Genomic DNA, 15,467 nt, shown 5'->3' on the forward strand with positions numbered 1-15,467 from the left:
GAAAACCCTGTGTTTTTCGATGATAAGGCTTTTCAAGCGCGTTATTCACGCTAGATTAGGGGCAGAATTTCAACGCGGCTGCTTTTGAAAGGGCCGCGCGCCCCGAAACATGACAGGAGTCCTGTTCACCATGAAGATCACGTTTTCCGATCTCGCCATTCCGTCCAGCGGTGCCGTTATTGCCTTTGCGACTGAGGGGGCTGATCTGATGCCAAGTGCGGTTGCGCTTGATGAAGCAACCGGTGGATCGATCACCAAGGCGATCAAGTCGTCGACCTTCAAGGGCAAGTCGGGGCAAAGCCTCCAGATCCTTGCACCGGCAAATGTCGATCTGTCGCGCGTGATCATTTTCGGGATTGGCAAGGAAGCCGAATTTGACGTGATCGCAGCCCAGAAGCTTGGCGGGTCGGTTACGGCGCGCGCCCTGGCGACCGGGGAAAAGGAACTTACCGTTCTGTTTGATATGGAAAACCTGGCTTGTGATTTTGCAACCGGTGCCATGCTGCGTGATTATCGCTTCGATAAATACCGCACCACCGAAACCAAGGAAGACAAGCCGGTTCTTAAGGCGTTCGATATTGCCACCCGCGACCACAAGGACGCCAAGAAACAGTTCGACAGCGCCAAAAAGGTCGTCGAAGGCGTGTTCTTCACCCGTGATCTTGTGTCTGAGCCGGCCAACGTTCTTTATCCGGAAACCTTTGCCAAGGAAGTCTCCGCACTTGAAAAGCTCGGTGTCGAGATTGACGTCCTTGATGAAAAGGAAATGAAAAAGCTCGGCATGGGTGCGCTTCTGGGCGTTGCCATGGGGTCGGCCAAAAAACCGGCCATGGTTGTCATGCGCTGGAACGGTGGCAAGAAAAAAGACGCACCGATTGCCTTTGTCGGCAAGGGCGTGACCTTTGATACCGGCGGTATTTCGCTTAAACCGGCGGCGGGCATGGAAGACATGAAATGGGACATGGGCGGTGCCGGTGTCGTTTCCGGTCTGATGAAGGCTCTGGCTGGTCGCAAGGCGAAATGCAACGTGGTTGCGGTTCTTGGTCTGGTTGAAAACATGCCGTCTTCGACCGCGCAGCGTCCGGGTGATGTTGTGACCTCGATGTCGGGTCAGACGATTGAAGTCATCAATACCGATGCCGAAGGCCGTCTGGTTCTGTGTGATGCGCTGACCTATGTGCAGGAAAAATACGATCCGCGTCTGATCGTTGATCTGGCGACCCTGACCGGGGCGGTGATCATTGCCCTTGGTCATGAAAATGCCGGTCTGTTTTCCAATAATGACGATCTGGCTGCCCAGATCACAACGGCCGGTCTTGCCGTTGATGAAGGTGTGTGGCGTCTGCCGCTGTCACCGGCCTATGACAAGCAGCTTAAATCCGACATTGCCGATATGAAAAACGTTGGCGGTCGCCCGGCCGGGTCGATCACCGCGGCCCAGTTCCTCAAACGCTTTATCACCAAGGACCGCCCGTGGGCGCATCTTGATATCGCGGCAATGGCATGGTCGACCGCCGACAAGGAAGTCGTACCCAAAGGCGGTACCGGCTTTGGCGTGCGCCTGCTTGATCGCTTTGTGGCTGATAACTACGAAAACTGATCACGTTTCGTGATGTGATTTATGCGGGGCAGGGTGATGATCATCTTGCCCCGTTTTTGCTTTCGCGCTACTGAATTGGCTATGGCTGATATCTGGTTCTATCATCTCACCAGCTTGCCGCTGGAACGTGCCTTGCCGACCCTGCTGTCCAAAACATTGGAGCGGGAAAAACGTGCTGTGGTGATGACGGGTAATGAACAGCGCATTGACGCGATCAACACGCTTCTATGGACCTATGATCCGGCAAGCTGGCTCCCGCACGGGTCCAAATCCGATGGCGATCCGGAAATGCAGCCGGTCTGGCTGACGACGGATGATGAAAACCCCAATGGCGCCCAGTTCCTGTTTCTGACCGACCGTGCGATGAGCGACAAGGTCGCCGATTACGAACGCGTCATCATGCTGTTTGATGACCGTGACCACGACGCGGTGGCCGAGGCCCGCACCCGCTGGAAAGACTGGAAAGACGCCGGTCACAAGCTTTCCTACTGGCAGCAATCCCCGCAAGGCGCGTGGGAGAAGAAGGCTGAAAGTTAGCTCAGGTCAGGATTTGGCTTTTGAAGATGAGCTGTCTGAGGGGCCGGGAAACAGAATTTCGACAAGTGCCTTAGAGACGTCATCTTTGCTCAGCGCGCCTGAGGCAAGCTCATTGATTGCGGGAAAGCTGTCATCTGCAAGATCAAATAGGCTGCTCTGGATGGTGGCTGCGCGTTTGGGCCAGTCAGGGTCAAGCTGCGCTAGTGCCAGCAACATTTCTCTGGCCATCCTGTCCTTGTCGCCAGATGAAATCGCGTTCTGCACGTCTTGCAGTTTGCGTGCTTCCGATACAGCCACATCAAGTGTCGCCAGTAGATCGGCAAGATCCTTTGCCTGATCCTGAATGACGCTGTCATTGTAGTTTTTTTCGATGTCACGCAGCGGTGCAACCGCAGCCGACGTGCCATAGGACGAAAGGTAACTTAGACTGCCAGCGAGTTGCCAACTTTGCCATTTCTTCCAGGCACCCGCCTTAAGGTCATCGATCAGTGGCCCCGCAATTGTCCCACCAAAGGAATATAATATCTGACTGACGGAATTGGCATGCGGAAAACCGGAAACCCTTGACGCCTGTGCTGTCGCCAAATCAGCTATTTGCTTTAGTGCTTGTTGATAGTCGCTTTGGGCAGTCATTTCTGAAATCCTTTTTGGATATCCGAAGGGTCAGGCATCAACTGCCGTCCACCAATCTTCGTAGCGCGCAGCACCAAATGCAGTCTGGCCATCATAAGGTGTGCGCAGTTCGTTGGTGCCGCAATGAATTTCACCATGCGCGACATGATAGTCGTTCCAGTCATCAATGAAGACGCATGTATGCGTAACCCCGGCTGTGGCGAGCTTGGTTTTCAAATCCTGTTCAAACAGGTCATAGCCGTTTTTGTCTTCGTCTCGCGCGGCTGCCATGTCATGTCCCGGTGCTTCGATCCACGGACCAAAGGGCTTGGGCACATAAAGGCGATTGTTGCCGACAAACATGTTGGGCATATCGGCTGTCAGTGCGCCAGTCCGGAACCCGTTATTCTTGCCAGGAAAGACGTTGAAACCATGGTCATCGCCCCCAACGCGCCAACTGATAAAGTCATTAATAAGGGTTGGGCGATTTTCGTCAATTTGGTGACAGGGATAAAAAATCACAGGTACGCGGATGATATCGCTATCATCAAGGTCAAAGGCATCTTTAAGCAGCCTGACATTACGGCCGATGACCTGTTCGATGCCGTTTAAATTCCAGTTTCGCAATTGCGCATAGGTGTATGCGCCGCTTCCATCCGGGTTTGCCAATGGTGCATTGCCGTTGCCCAACAAATCATTGATGGTGCAGGCAACACTGGTCCCTCCGATGCGCAGATTGGTATAGCCAAATGTGCTTGTTCCAGTGTTCCAGGCCGGGCGTTGCATGACCTTTGCCGCACCGTGCGCTCCCTGGTTGGTTGTCATAAGGTCGTAGGCAGCCTTGGGACTGGCAATCAGAAGTTTCCATTTCTTGAATGCATTTGCTCCGGCAGCATATGGCACGAACGTCATCATTTCATCGACGTGCCCGACGGACAGCCAGTCGGTATCGAGTGCTATGGCTGCTTGCATGTTCTGGGCATCGAAAAAGGCGCGGGTGCTAAAATTCACCCGGCTGTAGACGTTGTCACCATAGTAGATGCGACCATAAAGATACTCGGTCGTTCCCGCGTTTGTGGTTTTCTTGACAGGCGGGGTTACGCCGATATTGCCGCCGGAGTTGCCATCATTTAAGTGGTCATTTCTGCTGCCGGCAGCCGGGTAGGTTACCCCTACACTCGCACTAAGCAGCGTTTCATAAACCCAGTTCTGAAGCGGTCGTAGACGGAATGTCTTCATGAAGACCTGCTTTTCCTCGACCGCGCCGTTATTGCCAGGCCATGCGGTATGGCCCGATACAATTGTGTCTCTCAACCATCTGTCATCATCATTTGCCAGTGGACTGTCAGGGTCGTCCCGCCAGGTGTTGACGTCCAGATATGGGACGCCAGTCGGGGTGGCATTTTCCGGGTCGGCGAGGTTTACTGCAACGCCGTCCGCGAGAGCAACTGCACCAAGCGCAGTGCGAAAAGCTAGATTTCCAGCATCGGCGACATACAGGTCTGTCGGTGTCTGGAGGTGATGATTGCCAATCCAGCGTGCCGCAACAATCTTTTCCGAGAACCAGTAACTGCGAACAGAGGGCCCCGTCACTTCGGGCTGAATGACTTCAAGGGCTATATGCCCGTCCCCTCTGCGAAATCCGTTTCCGGCAAAGCGCACGGCTTCAATGCCATAAGACTTGGTTGCGCCAAGTGTATTGGCTTTGATCTCTGTCTCGAAATCAGTTTCAGGACCAAGAATTTCTGTGCTGTTGTTTGCAATCCCGTTGAAAACGCGGAAATGCTGCTGTGGTGGCGCGGTTCCAATGCCGTTGTTTTTCAGGCTGAGCCGAAGTTTCCAGTCAGGCGAGATTGGATCATTTGCCCCAACCCGGACAAGCTTGATCTGCATATGGGCAATGTCATGGTCACGGTCATTGTTACCATTCACATTCTTATCCTGATTGTCCGCATAGCCGGGGGCCGTGTTTGACCCATCAGAATTGCAATTAACCGGGATGATTGCGCCAACGCCTGCTGTGCCAAATGTAATGGCAGGCGGATTTGACCGATTTATGGGGCCCGCATCGGGGTCAACAACACCGTCACGATCCCGATCAGTGTGAAGCGTGAAATAGGCTACGGCCAGTGAAACTGCCTTGTTTATATCCGGACCTGTTACCTGGAAAGCTTCTTCAACCGGGATAAATCCGGCACCTGAAACCTTCAAAACCCAATTGCCATTGTCGAGATCAAAAGCGCGGTCCAGGGTGCGTGCCAAAGGTGTAAAGGTCGCGTTCCAGACAGATTGGCCACCGTTCCGGGTAAGGGTGACGCGAACAATATTGAATGGATAGTTGCCATCCGGTGCCGTCAGGCGAAGTGAATATCGTGCCATTTAGCCCTCCTTCCCGGGAGCAGTGTCTTCAGATTGCATGGGCGATGAAATGTCGCTTTCGGCTGACAGGCGCTGGGCGATGCTTGCATTCAACAGGATGGCGAGCCGGTCATCCACCGTCCCCAGTGATGTGTCGGCAAGTATTTCAGAAGCCCATGCAGGCGCTTTTGACTGGTCGAATATGTCCGGCCCGTCTTTGAAATAGATTTCGCAATAATCAAGAATGCCCTGTCCCGTCTTGACGCCGAGTGTCAACGCGGCCTTCGTCGCCACAGCGGCTTTGCTCGCAAGCTCAGCGTCATCGTATTGCGCGACCGACATTGGCACTGATGTGCGCAAATATCCCGGCACCTCATCGATTACTGTTTGAAGTGCAGGTTCTGGGACAGGTTCAAGGCCGGGTGTCGGTGTGGGCGTCGGTTCCGGCTTTGGTGTTGGTTGTGGGGTTGGTTGGGGCTGGGGTTTTGGATCGGGCTGCGGTGTGGGAGCTGGCTTGGTGCCACTTTCCAACTTCGCGACCGCCTGTGCTTCCTGGGTCAGCAGGCTGTTGACTTCATCGGCAAAGCGTTTCTCTGCCTGATAGCGTGACGTGGCGCTGGCATCGAATTTCTGTTTGCTGAAGATGCTCATGGATTTCAGGCGTTCTGCATCCTGTGCGCCAAAGGCAGACAGGGTGGCTGCGATTTGACCGGCGCCGGATTGCAGGCGCGATGACAGGTTGGCGGCATCCGGGCATTTGCCACTGACAAGGGCAGTGTCCCCTTCGGCGGCGAGCTTTTGCAGCGACGCTGTTTCCGAGGACAGTGTTGAAAGCTGTGCCTTGGTGCGTACATCAACCTTGTTGCCCGTTACCGTTACCACGGTCGGGTATTGCGCCAGGGTTCTGGCAAGGTCACTGATCCGGTCGGCATAGGCCATCTGTCCAATCCCGCATTGATGTTGACCAGAACTAGACGAGGGAAGCGGGCATTTGTGATGCCGTGGCGGCGAGGTTATTTAAACAAAATTTTAGTGTTGTATATTTGCCGATCATAAAAGCCATGCGTAAAATGCATGATCATTGCCATTGATGAACTGCGTTCAGTGGGGTACACAGGTTACATCGAACGCGCCGATTTGCTCCTCAGCTTGCGGGCGCGATAAAAATGCGGCTAAAGCGAGAGGGCGTATATGCTCCGTATGTACGACCGCCTCGGTGAAGCCGCGGCGGTTTTTTTGTATCTACGGAAAGGTTGAGGTCCATGATCAGGCTCTCGAACGTCCAGAAGACTTATCCTGCACGACGTGGCAGTGACGAACATACGGCGCTGCGCGGTATCGATCTTGATATCGCAGCCGGCGAGATTGTTGGTGTCATTGGCCGTTCCGGTGCCGGGAAATCCACCCTGATCCGTTGCATCAACCTGCTTGAAACGCCGACTTCGGGTTCGGTGATTGTGGATGGCACCGACGTTACCAAGCTTTCCAACCGTGACCTGCCGCTGTTTCGGCGTCAGCTGGGCATGGTGTTTCAGCACTTCAATCTTCTGTCGTCGCGCACGGTCTATGACAATATCGCATTGCCGCTTGAACTGGCCGGTGCCAGCAAGGCCGAGATTGCCGCAGCCGTCGATCCGCTGTTGCCGCTGGTCGGGCTTGAGGAAAAGCGTGACCGTTATCCAGCCGAACTGTCCGGTGGCCAGAAACAGCGCGTCGGCATTGCACGCGCGCTGTCATCAAGCCCGAAGGTTTTGCTGTGTGACGAGGTCACCTCGGCCCTGGATCCGGAAACCACCCGTCAGATCCTTAATCTGCTTAAGGACATCAACAAACGCCTTGGTCTGACCATGGTGGTGATCACCCATGAAATGGCGGTGGTCAAGGCGCTCTGTGATCGTGTGGCGGTGATGGATGGCGGGGTGATTGTCGAAGAAGGACTGGTTGACGGCATCTTTGCCAACCCGGCCCATGACACCACCAAATCGCTTCTGGCCGATGAATTTGTCGAATTTCGCGCCGGTCAATCCAGCGACCAATCCAACGGGCAGGAGGGTTAATCATGTTTTCAACACTCGCACCGATCTTGCTTCAGGCAACCGGCGAAACCCTTTATATGGTGGCGGCTGCCTTGGCGCTTGGCACCTCGATGGGGTTGCCGCTTGGCGTGCTTCTGGCGACGTCCGGCCGGGGGGAGCTGTTTGAAGCCCTTTGGTTCCAGCGCATCTTTGGCCCGATCGTCAATGCGACCCGTTCCGTGCCCTTCATCATTCTGGCCGTTGCGATCATTCCGTTTACCCGGTTTGTCGTCGGCACCTCGATCGGCACATCTGCGGCGATTGTCCCGCTGACCGTGGCGGCGATCCCGTTCATCGCACGCATCATCGAAGGCGCCATTCGCGAAGTCGATAGCGGCCTGATCGAAGCTGCCCAGGCCATGGGCGCCCGCCCGGTTCAGGTCGTGACCAAGGTGCTTCTGCCCGAAGCCTTGCCCGGCATTATTCATGGCCTGACCCTGACCGCTGTCACCCTGATCGGGTATTCGGCGATGGTCGGTGCGGTTGGTGCCGGTGGTCTTGGTGATCTTGGCATTCGGTATGGCTATCAGCGGTTCCGCCCCGATGTGATGGCGGCTGTGGTGATTACCCTGATTGTGGTTGTGCAGGCGGTCCAAAGCTCCGGCGACTGGATGGCGCGCAAAGCCGACAAACGGAATATATGAGGAACCCTCATATTTTGAAATTCCCGCAAAAAACAGCGAAAACAAGGAGTTTTTACAATGCGGTTTCTGCTTAAACTGACGGCTGCGGCCGTTCTGGCATCGGCCCTGACCGGTCAGGCACTTGCCAACGAAAAAATCAAAATCGGCGTTACCCCGGGTGCGCATGAAGAAGTCATGGAAGAAGTCGTCAAGGTTGCGGCGACCAAGGGCCTTGATATCGAAATCGTCAGCTTCTCGGATTATGTCATTCCGAACCAGGCGCTTGATGATGGCGACCTTCAGGCCAACAGCTTCCAGCACAAGCCGTATCTGGACAACCAGATCAAGGATCGTGGCTATGACCTGGCCGTTGTCGGTTACAACATCCTGACCCCGATGGGCATTTATTCCGACAAGATCAAAAGCCTGGACGAGCTTGAAGACGGTGCCGAAATCGGTATCCCGAATGACCCGACCAATGGCGGTCGTGCGCTTCTGGTGCTGCAGGCACAGGGCTTGATCAAGGTTGATCCGTCTGTCGGTCTGGTTGTCAGCCCGCTTGACGTGATTGAAAACCCGAAAAACATTCGCTTTGTCGAACTGGACGCAGCACAGTTGCCGCGTTCGCTGGCGGATCTTGATGCCTCGGCGATCAACACCAACTACGCGCTTGAAGCCGGTCTGAACCCGATCAAGGATTCGATCGCGATCGAAGGCAATGACAGCCCGTATGCCAACGTGATCGTCACCCGCACCCAGGACAAGGACGCACCGTGGGTCAAAACCCTGGTTGAATCCTATCACGATGATGCGATCCGTCAGTTCATCGAAACCAAATACGAAGGTTCGGTGCTTCCGGTCTTTAAAATTACTGAATAATCAGCCTGATTATTAAATCTGGCTGAATAGTCAAAACACCCGCGCGCCAATCCGGTTCGCGGGTGTTTTACGTTCTAACCATCCGCGTGATCCGTACCGGATCGCGTCGTCCGGTCTACATGTCATTTGACATCATCCTGTCTTATCTCTGATCAGGATGACTTACGACAGACCACGGCTGGATCGGTCGGGGAAGGGCAGGGACGGTGATTTGGAGTGCGGCGTCAGGGCTTCGGCCAGTTTAGGGTGTTTATATCCATTTCTGCCCATTTAGGCGTGCTTCAGCTCTCTTGAGTCCGATCCCAGCCTGACCCGCACTCGGACACGGACTAGGATCGGCCCGATGCCTTTCAGTTCAGCCTGCAAGCTTGGGATGTCCGGCACGGCTTGGTTCAGTCCAGCCCAGCCCAGTTCAGTTCAGTTCAGTTCATTTCAGTTCAGTTCAGGGTCATTGCGCCCTGCCAGGCGGTCAGAAGGGCGACGCCGATGAATAATGCCCCGGCGGCGCGACCGATGAAGATGGTTGCGGTCGGGTTGCCGGTGATCAGCGTGCGGCTTGTGCCCGCCGCAAATGCGAGTGCGCCATAGACAGCAAGCTGGACCGCCGCCGTCATGATCCCCATTACCAGTGCCTGTGACCAAAGTGGTCCGTATTGCGGACGGATGAATTGCGGGTAGACGGCGAAAATAAACAAATAGGCCTTGGGATTGAGCATGCAGGTAATCATGCCCTGGCGAAAGGCGATCCAGAGTGAAGACGGTCTGGCTGCCCGGATGGCCCCGACCGTGATGGCACTTTTGATCAGGGTTACACCAATCCAGATCATATAGGCCGCACCGGCAAACAGCATGACATTCAAAAGCCATGGCGCAATCGCCAGAAGGGCGCTGATGCCAATCGCGCCAAGCAGGGTGTGATAAACACCGCCCAGCATGATGCCGGCGGTGGCCGAAAGCCCGGCACGCCGCCCGCCGGTCAGCGCATTGGCAATGACAAAAAACATGTCCATGCCAGGCACGATAATGATGCCCGACAGCAGAACGAAAAAGAGCCAGAGGTTTTCAACATAAGTCATGGGTGTCATGAGTGTCATGGGGGCCTTGCCTGATGAATAAAGGTTGTGATGGGGGAAAGGTAGCAGGGGGCTGCTGACAGGATCATGTCAGGATGATTGGCCAATGCGCGGTATCGTCATTGCGCGATTGTGGCGTCAGGGTGCCGGGGCATGGAGACAATATCGTGTGATCAACCCGACAAGCGGTATGCGAATGCCGGTTGATGCGTTATGATTTGTTGAAATCATTGTTATGAATAGGGTTTCCATAACGGTGCCAGCCAGAAATGGCTTGGAAAATGGTTCATCAAACAGCGGGAAAGCGATGATCAGATTCGGTCATGTGAAGTCATTTCTGGTGTGTTTCGCACCGCTGAGTGCCGTGTTCCTGGCTGTCGTCGGGTTGCTGTCATGGGAAGGCAGTGCCGTGCGCGAAAAGGTCATTTCTGATGATCAGCGTTATGCACTGGAAAAGTCGATATCAGTATTGCGCGAACGCATCGATATCGTGGTTTCCGATCTTTTGATCCTGTCAGAAAGCCAGCAGATCGATGCGGTGATCGCCGGAACGGCCAGTCTTGATCAGGTGGCGGACGAGTTTGCGGTCTTTTCGCTGCGGCGGGGGATTTATGACCAGATCAGGCTGCTTGACAATGACGGTATGGAAATCGTGCGCGTCAATTACGGCAGCGGCATTCCGTTTGCCGTGCCCAGACGCGAACTTCAGAACAAAAGCGAACGACCCTATTTCCAGCTGGCCCGCAATGCGCCGCGCGGGACGATCTATATATCGGGTGTCGATCTGAACGAGGAGTTTGGCCAGATCGAAAAGCCGATCAAGCCGGTTATCCGGCTGTCGGCACCGGTCTTTGACCGGTTCGGGGAACGCCATGGCGTTGTGGTCTTGAACCTTCGGGCGGCATCGACACTTGAAGAAGTGGTCAAGTCGCTGAAACTTGACGGGGCAGAGCCGTTTGTTCTGGATGGCGATGGCGGCTGGATGCTGGGCGGCAAGCCGGGCGAAAACTGGGCCGAGGAACTGACCGGGATGCCCGCGGTGATCGGTGACCGTTACCCGAAGGCCTGGGAAAGCATGCAACTGGGATTGCAAAGTTTCCGGGTTGATAGCGGTTTCTATTCGGTCCAGCGGCTTGATGTTTCCGATCTTCTTCTGGCCCGCAATTCCAACCGGTCCCTGTCGGTGATCTTTGGCAGTGATCAGGAAAAAAGCAGCCGGCTGAACCTGTATGTCGGGGCACGGTTGCCCAATGACGTGCTTGAACAGTTGCTGTCGCCCGAACGTGACACGCTGACGATTGTTTCGACCGCGTTCATTTTCCTGATTGCGATCGGCAGTGCGGCCTATGCCTGGACCCGTCAGAACCAGATCGTTGCAAGCTTTGACGCGCGCTTATCCGAACAGGTTCTGCGGGCATCAAAAAACAGTGTGGTTGTCGCCGATGACACGGGCACGATCCTTAAGGTCAATCCGGGCTTTACCGCGATGACCGGATATTTGCCAAACGAGGCAATCGGAAAGCCGTTATCATTCCTGCGTGCCCAGCGCGAAAATGCCGAGGCACTCGACGAGATCCTGATGGCGGCGCGTGCCAATGGCACCTGGGAAGGCGAAGTGCGCAATCGCCGCAAAAGCGGGGATTTCTTTTATTCCAATGTCGTGGTTAGCGCGATTACCGATCCGACAACATCGGATGTCAATTTCGTCGAGATGGGTTTTGACATTTCACGCCACATGGAAAACGCACAGGAATTGTGGCGCCAGGCCAATCATGATGCCCTGACCGGGTTGCCCAACCGGTTGCTGTTTGAAGACCGGCTTGAAGTTGCTTGTGGTCATGCGGAAAACGAAGGCCATTCGATCGGGCTTCTTTATATTGATCTGGATGGTTTCAAACCGGTCAATGACCGTTATGGGCACGAAATCGGCGATCAGGTCCTGCGCAAGGTCGGTGAACGCATCAAGAATACCGTGCGTCAGGGCGATACGGTTGCCCGACTGGGCGGGGATGAATTTGCGGTGATTGCCGATGCGGTGAACGGACGTGATGAAGCCGAATGGGTGGCCCAGAAAATCGCGGCATCGATCCAGCGCCCGATTGAGATTGATGCCCTTAGCATCACGGTCGGGGCCAGCATCGGGATTGCTGTCTATCCCGGGGATTGCAACGAAACGATCGCGCTGATCGGATTTGCCGATGAAAAAATGTATCAGCAAAAGCGCGTGCGCAAGGCAAAGGGCAGTGACGCGGCAAGGGCACTGCATTAAGCCATCAGCGGACAATGCCGGGATTAAACAAAAAGACAGGCTGATAGAGCCTGTCTTTTTTGGTTTGGCTTGGGATGTGAGGGTGACCCACAAAGGTTACGCAACAAGCGTTTCGTATTCTTCCTGCTTTTCCATCCACTGCATTTCGATGTCGCCAAGCTGGCTTTCGATCTTGCCCAGTTCCATTTGAAGGTCGCCGAGCTTCTGGCCATTGGCGGCCTCATAAAGTTTGGGGTCGGCCATTTCGGTTTCGATTGCGGCCTTGCGCGCGGACAATTTTTCCATCTGGGATTCGAGCTTTTCGATCGCGCGTTTGACCGGGGCGGCGGCCTTGCGTTTTTCGGCGGCCTGCTGGCGTTCGGCTTTGCGGTCGCGTTTGGCGTCCTTGCCATTGGCATCGTCTTCGCCGGCCTTGTTGGCCCGGCGTTCGGCACGCGCACGATCGAGAAGATACTGGCGATATTCCGATACGTCGCCGTCAAAGGCGGTTACCGTACCATCGGCCACCAGAACCAGACGATCGGCACAGGCTTCGATCAGATAGGGATCGTGGCTGATGATGATTACGGCACCTTCATAGGCGTTAAGCGCATGGTTCAGCGCATCGCGGCTGTCGATATCAAGATGGTTGGTCGGTTCATCAAGGATCAGCATATGCGGTGCATCAAGGGTCATCAGCGCAAACAGCAAACGTGCCTTTTCGCCACCCGAAAGGTCTTTGACCTTGGTGTCGCCCTTGTCCCCTTCGAAGGCAAAGCGGCCAAGTTGCGCGCGCACCTTGCTTTCGATCGCATCGGGCATCAGGGCCGCCATATGCTGATAGGGGGTCTGTTCACCGATCAGTTCGTCGGTCTGATGCTGGGCAAAATAGCCGATGCGCAGTTTGCTTGAGGCGGTCTTTTCACCGGCCATCAGTTCAAGCCGGTCCGAGAGCAATTTCGCCAGGGTCGATTTACCGTTGCCGTTGGCACCCAGAAGAGCAATGCGGTCATCCATATCAATGCGCAGGCTGATATTGCGCAATACCGGTTTGCCCGGTTCATAGCCAACTTCGCCATTATGGATATTGATCAGGGGCGGTGGCAGTTCCTTGGGACTTGGGAAGTCAAAGGTAATGCCGCGGTCTTCGACCACCGGGATCGCAGGCCCCATTTTTTCAAGCATCTTGACACGGCTTTGCGCCTGTTTGGCCTTGCTGGCCTTCGCGCGGAAGCGGTCGATGAAGGATTGCAGATGCTTTTGCTGGGCGATCTGCTTTTCATATTGTTTGGAAGCCAGTTCCATCTGTTCGCGCCGTGTCTTGGCAAACTTGTCATAGTTGCCGCCATACAGCGTGACGGTGCCGTCATGCAGATGGGCAATCGATTTGACCGCGCGATTCAAAAGATCACGATCATGGCTGATCAGGATGATCGTGCCGGGATAGTTGATCAGATAGTTTTCAAGCCAGATGGTGGCTTCGAGATCAAGGTGGTTGGTCGGTTCATCCAGCAGCAGCAGGTCCGGGCGAAGGAACAGGGTCGCGGCAAGTGCGACACGCATCCGCCAGCCGCCGGAAAAATCATCACACGGGCGTTGCTGGGCATCGGCATCAAAGCCCAGACCCGAAAGGATCGATGCCGCGCGTGCCTCGGCGGTATGGGCATCAATATCGGCAAGACGGGTGTGGACTTCGGCAATGCGATGGGGATCGGTGGTTGTTTCGGCTTCTTCAAGCAGGCTGGCGCGTTCGGTATCCGCAGCCAGAACAGTTTCAATCAGCGAACGGCTGCCTGCCGGGGCTTCCTGGGAGACAACCCCCATGCGCGCCCGCTTGGACAGGCGAATGTCGCCGCCATCGGTGGCCAGTTCACCGGAAATCAGTTTCAAAAGGGTGGATTTACCCGCCCCGTTGCGGCCAATCAGGCCGACCTTGTGGCCATCGGGAATGGTCAGGGAAACCTGGTCAAGAATGACACGGCCACCAATACGATAGGTGAGATCGGTAATTTGCAGCATTTTATCGGTCGTTCTCTTGATCTTGGGTATCGGGTTTCCCGGTCTTTCCCGCCTTGATCCGGGGGAATCGCAAGGATTTCTGTGCTTTCAATAGGGCAGAGTACGATTTGAAGCAAGGTTTCTTGAAACTGTAACCGGCGGAAATTGGCGGCCGGGGGTGACAAAGTAACCGACGGGAAAATCGCAGTTTTATGCGTTTTTGCGCATTTTCGTGATGGTTTTGAGGTCAATGCAGCTACTGCAAGTCTGTATTGCGCGGGCAGAACTATCTGTTGCGTTGCGCTTCAACCCCGTTTATATAGCGCCAACCTTTGGGTCTGTGGATGATAAGGGAGTGCTTATGTATGGCTCCTTTATGTTCCGCAGGCCCTTTTGGAAGCCCTCTTGGGGGGTAACGAAATTTTTAAAGTAGCTAGGTGAAACCAATGGCTGTCGAACGCACTCTTTCGATCATCAAGCCGGACGCAACGCGCCGCAACCTGACCGGCAAAATCAACGCCGTCATCGAAGAAGCTGGCCTGCGCATTGTCGCACAGAAGCGCGTCGCTCTGACCCGCGCTCAGGCTGAAGGTTTCTATGCAGTTCACAAAGAACGTTCGTTCTTCGGTGAGCTGGTAGACTTCATGGTCTCCGGCCCGGTCGTCGTCCAGGTTCTGGAAGGCGAAAACGCTGTCGCGACCTACCGCGAAGTTATGGGTGCAACCAACCCGGCAAACGCCGAGGAAGGCACCATCCGTAAGCAGTTTGCAGAATCCATCGAAGCGAACTCGGTCCATGGTTCGGACTCGCTCGAAAACGCTGCAATCGAAATTGCTTACTTCTTCGCTCAGACCGAAATCGTCGGCTAAGCTTAGAATACAGAATTCCGGTTCATCCGGCATCAAAACGCCCCGCAGATTGCGGGGCGTTTTTTTTGTGTCTGTGTGACAGAACGGCGCGGTTAATCGATCAGGAAAGCTGCCATTAACAGCAGCAAAACAGAGATGGAGATAATGCTCCACAAAACGAACTTGGTCCAATGGTGCCAGCCTGCTTCGTGGATTTTGACCAGTTCGACGTCGTAGTCGCTTCCTTGCATTGTTTCCTCCCCAATTGCGGGTCCGATTGTTTCGGATTTCAGGGTTGTGGTGCTGTGGGCGTTCGGATCGCCCTTTGCATCCGGTGCGGTCCGGATCCGTATCAGGACAACAGATTGATCTTACCGATATTTAACCTATGGGTGAATAAGTTTTGTATTTGTGTCTTTTTGTGCGACGCGGCGTGCTGGACAGCATTGGGTGACCATGCCATGATCAGGCCATGGAAAATGTTGTAACCAGTTCTGCACGAATTTTTACCGCCATTCACAGGATGGCGGGGTTGTGACATTTTGACCAAATGAAACCACCCGCCGCGTGAGGCGGGTTTTTTTGTGTCTGTCTCCCGGCATTTCCAACAGGGAGA

At 54.8% G+C, this 15,467-nt stretch carries 12 protein-coding genes, 1 pseudogene and 1 riboswitch; of the genes and pseudogenes, 7 read left to right on the top strand and 6 right to left on the bottom strand.

The genetic code is table 11. The annotated features are described in order from the left end of the window. Positions 1-130: 130 nt before the first annotated feature. Together SIB88_RS09580 and SIB88_RS09585 are read left to right on the top strand one after the other, a co-directional pair. Positions 131-1,600: a leucyl aminopeptidase gene (locus SIB88_RS09580; RefSeq protein ID WP_068518304.1), complete on the top strand. Its 1,470-nt coding sequence runs from the start codon at positions 131-133 to the stop codon at positions 1,598-1,600. 81 nt (positions 1,601-1,681) lie between these two features. Beyond that, on the top strand, positions 1,682-2,137 hold the full coding sequence (locus SIB88_RS09585; RefSeq protein WP_068518225.1) for a DNA polymerase III subunit chi: 456 nt from the start codon (positions 1,682-1,684) through the stop codon (positions 2,135-2,137). 6 nt (positions 2,138-2,143) lie between these two features. On the opposite strand, the gene SIB88_RS09590 is transcribed toward SIB88_RS09585, so the two are convergent. The 3 genes from SIB88_RS09590 to SIB88_RS09600 are packed head-to-tail and all read right to left on the bottom strand — an operon-like array spanning position 2,144 to position 6,046. Continuing rightward, positions 2,144-2,770, bottom strand: coding sequence for a hypothetical protein (locus SIB88_RS09590; RefSeq protein WP_412557936.1), 627 nt, complete (start codon positions 2,768-2,770; stop codon positions 2,144-2,146). 30 nt (positions 2,771-2,800) lie between these two features. Beyond that, positions 2,801-5,128 (bottom strand): protein-arginine deiminase family protein, encoded by a 2,328-nt coding sequence (locus SIB88_RS09595; RefSeq protein ID WP_412557937.1) that lies wholly within the window; start codon positions 5,126-5,128, stop codon positions 2,801-2,803. After that, the gene (locus SIB88_RS09600; protein ID WP_412557938.1) at positions 5,129-6,046 is read right to left on the bottom strand and encodes a hypothetical protein; all 918 of its coding nucleotides are present in this window, start codon (positions 6,044-6,046) and stop codon (positions 5,129-5,131) included. A gap of 180 nt (positions 6,047-6,226) precedes the next feature. Beyond that, a riboswitch (SAM riboswitch) is annotated at positions 6,227-6,304 on the top strand. A 65-nt stretch (positions 6,305-6,369) separates the two neighbouring features. Here SIB88_RS09600 and SIB88_RS09605 point away from each other — a divergent pair. From SIB88_RS09605 to SIB88_RS09615, 3 genes and pseudogenes are all read left to right on the top strand, one after another. Continuing rightward, positions 6,370-7,098, top strand: a pseudogene (locus tag SIB88_RS09605) (methionine ABC transporter ATP-binding protein); the annotation flags it as partial. Positions 7,099-7,166: 68 nt separating this feature from the next. Further along, positions 7,167-7,826 (top strand): methionine ABC transporter permease, encoded by a 660-nt coding sequence (locus SIB88_RS09610; protein WP_068518220.1) that lies wholly within the window; start codon positions 7,167-7,169, stop codon positions 7,824-7,826. 57 nt (positions 7,827-7,883) lie between these two features. Next, positions 7,884-8,684 (top strand): MetQ/NlpA family ABC transporter substrate-binding protein, encoded by an 801-nt coding sequence (locus SIB88_RS09615; RefSeq protein WP_206927279.1) that lies wholly within the window; start codon positions 7,884-7,886, stop codon positions 8,682-8,684. Positions 8,685-9,121: 437 nt separating this feature from the next. Here the strand turns inward: SIB88_RS09615 and SIB88_RS09620 are convergent, their stop codons facing one another. Continuing rightward, positions 9,122-9,778 carry a LysE family translocator gene (locus tag SIB88_RS09620; protein ID WP_412557939.1) on the bottom strand — a complete coding sequence of 219 codons (657 nt, stop codon included), beginning with the start codon at positions 9,776-9,778 and terminating at the stop codon, positions 9,122-9,124. A gap of 286 nt (positions 9,779-10,064) precedes the next feature. Between SIB88_RS09620 and SIB88_RS09625 the strand changes: the two genes are divergently transcribed. After that, positions 10,065-12,026 carry a diguanylate cyclase domain-containing protein gene (locus tag SIB88_RS09625; RefSeq protein WP_412557940.1) on the top strand — a complete coding sequence of 654 codons (1,962 nt, stop codon included), beginning with the start codon at positions 10,065-10,067 and terminating at the stop codon, positions 12,024-12,026. 96 nt (positions 12,027-12,122) lie between these two features. Here the strand turns inward: SIB88_RS09625 and SIB88_RS09630 are convergent, their stop codons facing one another. Continuing rightward, positions 12,123-14,024, bottom strand: a complete 1,902-nt coding sequence (locus tag SIB88_RS09630) for an ABC-F family ATP-binding cassette domain-containing protein (RefSeq protein ID WP_114112663.1) — start codon at positions 14,022-14,024, stop codon at positions 12,123-12,125. A 425-nt stretch (positions 14,025-14,449) separates the two neighbouring features. On the opposite strand from SIB88_RS09630, the gene ndk reads away from it, so the two are divergent. After that, positions 14,450-14,872 carry a nucleoside-diphosphate kinase gene (gene ndk, locus SIB88_RS09635; RefSeq protein ID WP_068518216.1) on the top strand — a complete coding sequence of 141 codons (423 nt, stop codon included), beginning with the start codon at positions 14,450-14,452 and terminating at the stop codon, positions 14,870-14,872. A gap of 92 nt (positions 14,873-14,964) precedes the next feature. Here the strand turns inward: ndk and SIB88_RS09640 are convergent, their stop codons facing one another. After that, positions 14,965-15,102 (bottom strand): hypothetical protein, encoded by a 138-nt coding sequence (locus SIB88_RS09640; protein ID WP_156480846.1) that lies wholly within the window; start codon positions 15,100-15,102, stop codon positions 14,965-14,967. Positions 15,103-15,467: the final 365 nt, after the last annotated feature.

Source organism: Thalassospira sp. MIT121401 (assembly GCF_047125595.1).
Lineage (GTDB): Bacteria > Pseudomonadota > Alphaproteobacteria > Rhodospirillales > Thalassospiraceae > Thalassospira > Thalassospira povalilytica.

Excerpts from the sequence above, each read along its gene's own strand:
- SIB88_RS09615 (WP_206927279.1), top strand. The coding sequence starts at position 7,884 with ATGCGGTTTCTGCTTAAACTGACGGCTGCGGCCGTTCTGGCATCGGCC.
- SIB88_RS09640 (WP_156480846.1), bottom strand. The coding sequence starts at position 15,102 with ATGCAAGGAAGCGACTACGACGTCGAACTGGTCAAAATCCACGAAGCA.
- SIB88_RS09590 (WP_412557936.1), bottom strand. The coding sequence starts at position 2,770 with ATGACTGCCCAAAGCGACTATCAACAAGCACTAAAGCAAATAGCTGAT.
- SIB88_RS09610 (WP_068518220.1), top strand. The coding sequence starts at position 7,167 with ATGTTTTCAACACTCGCACCGATCTTGCTTCAGGCAACCGGCGAAACC.
- SIB88_RS09625 (WP_412557940.1), top strand. The coding sequence starts at position 10,065 with ATGATCAGATTCGGTCATGTGAAGTCATTTCTGGTGTGTTTCGCACCG.
- SIB88_RS09600 (WP_412557938.1), bottom strand. The coding sequence starts at position 6,046 with ATGGCCTATGCCGACCGGATCAGTGACCTTGCCAGAACCCTGGCGCAA.
- SIB88_RS09620 (WP_412557939.1), bottom strand. The coding sequence starts at position 9,778 with ATGACACTCATGACACCCATGACTTATGTTGAAAACCTCTGGCTCTTT.
- SIB88_RS09585 (WP_068518225.1), top strand. The coding sequence starts at position 1,682 with ATGGCTGATATCTGGTTCTATCATCTCACCAGCTTGCCGCTGGAACGT.
- ndk (WP_068518216.1), top strand. The coding sequence starts at position 14,450 with ATGGCTGTCGAACGCACTCTTTCGATCATCAAGCCGGACGCAACGCGC.
- SIB88_RS09595 (WP_412557937.1), bottom strand. The coding sequence starts at position 5,128 with ATGGCACGATATTCACTTCGCCTGACGGCACCGGATGGCAACTATCCA.
- SIB88_RS09630 (WP_114112663.1), bottom strand. The coding sequence starts at position 14,024 with ATGCTGCAAATTACCGATCTCACCTATCGTATTGGTGGCCGTGTCATT.
- SIB88_RS09580 (WP_068518304.1), top strand. The coding sequence starts at position 131 with ATGAAGATCACGTTTTCCGATCTCGCCATTCCGTCCAGCGGTGCCGTT.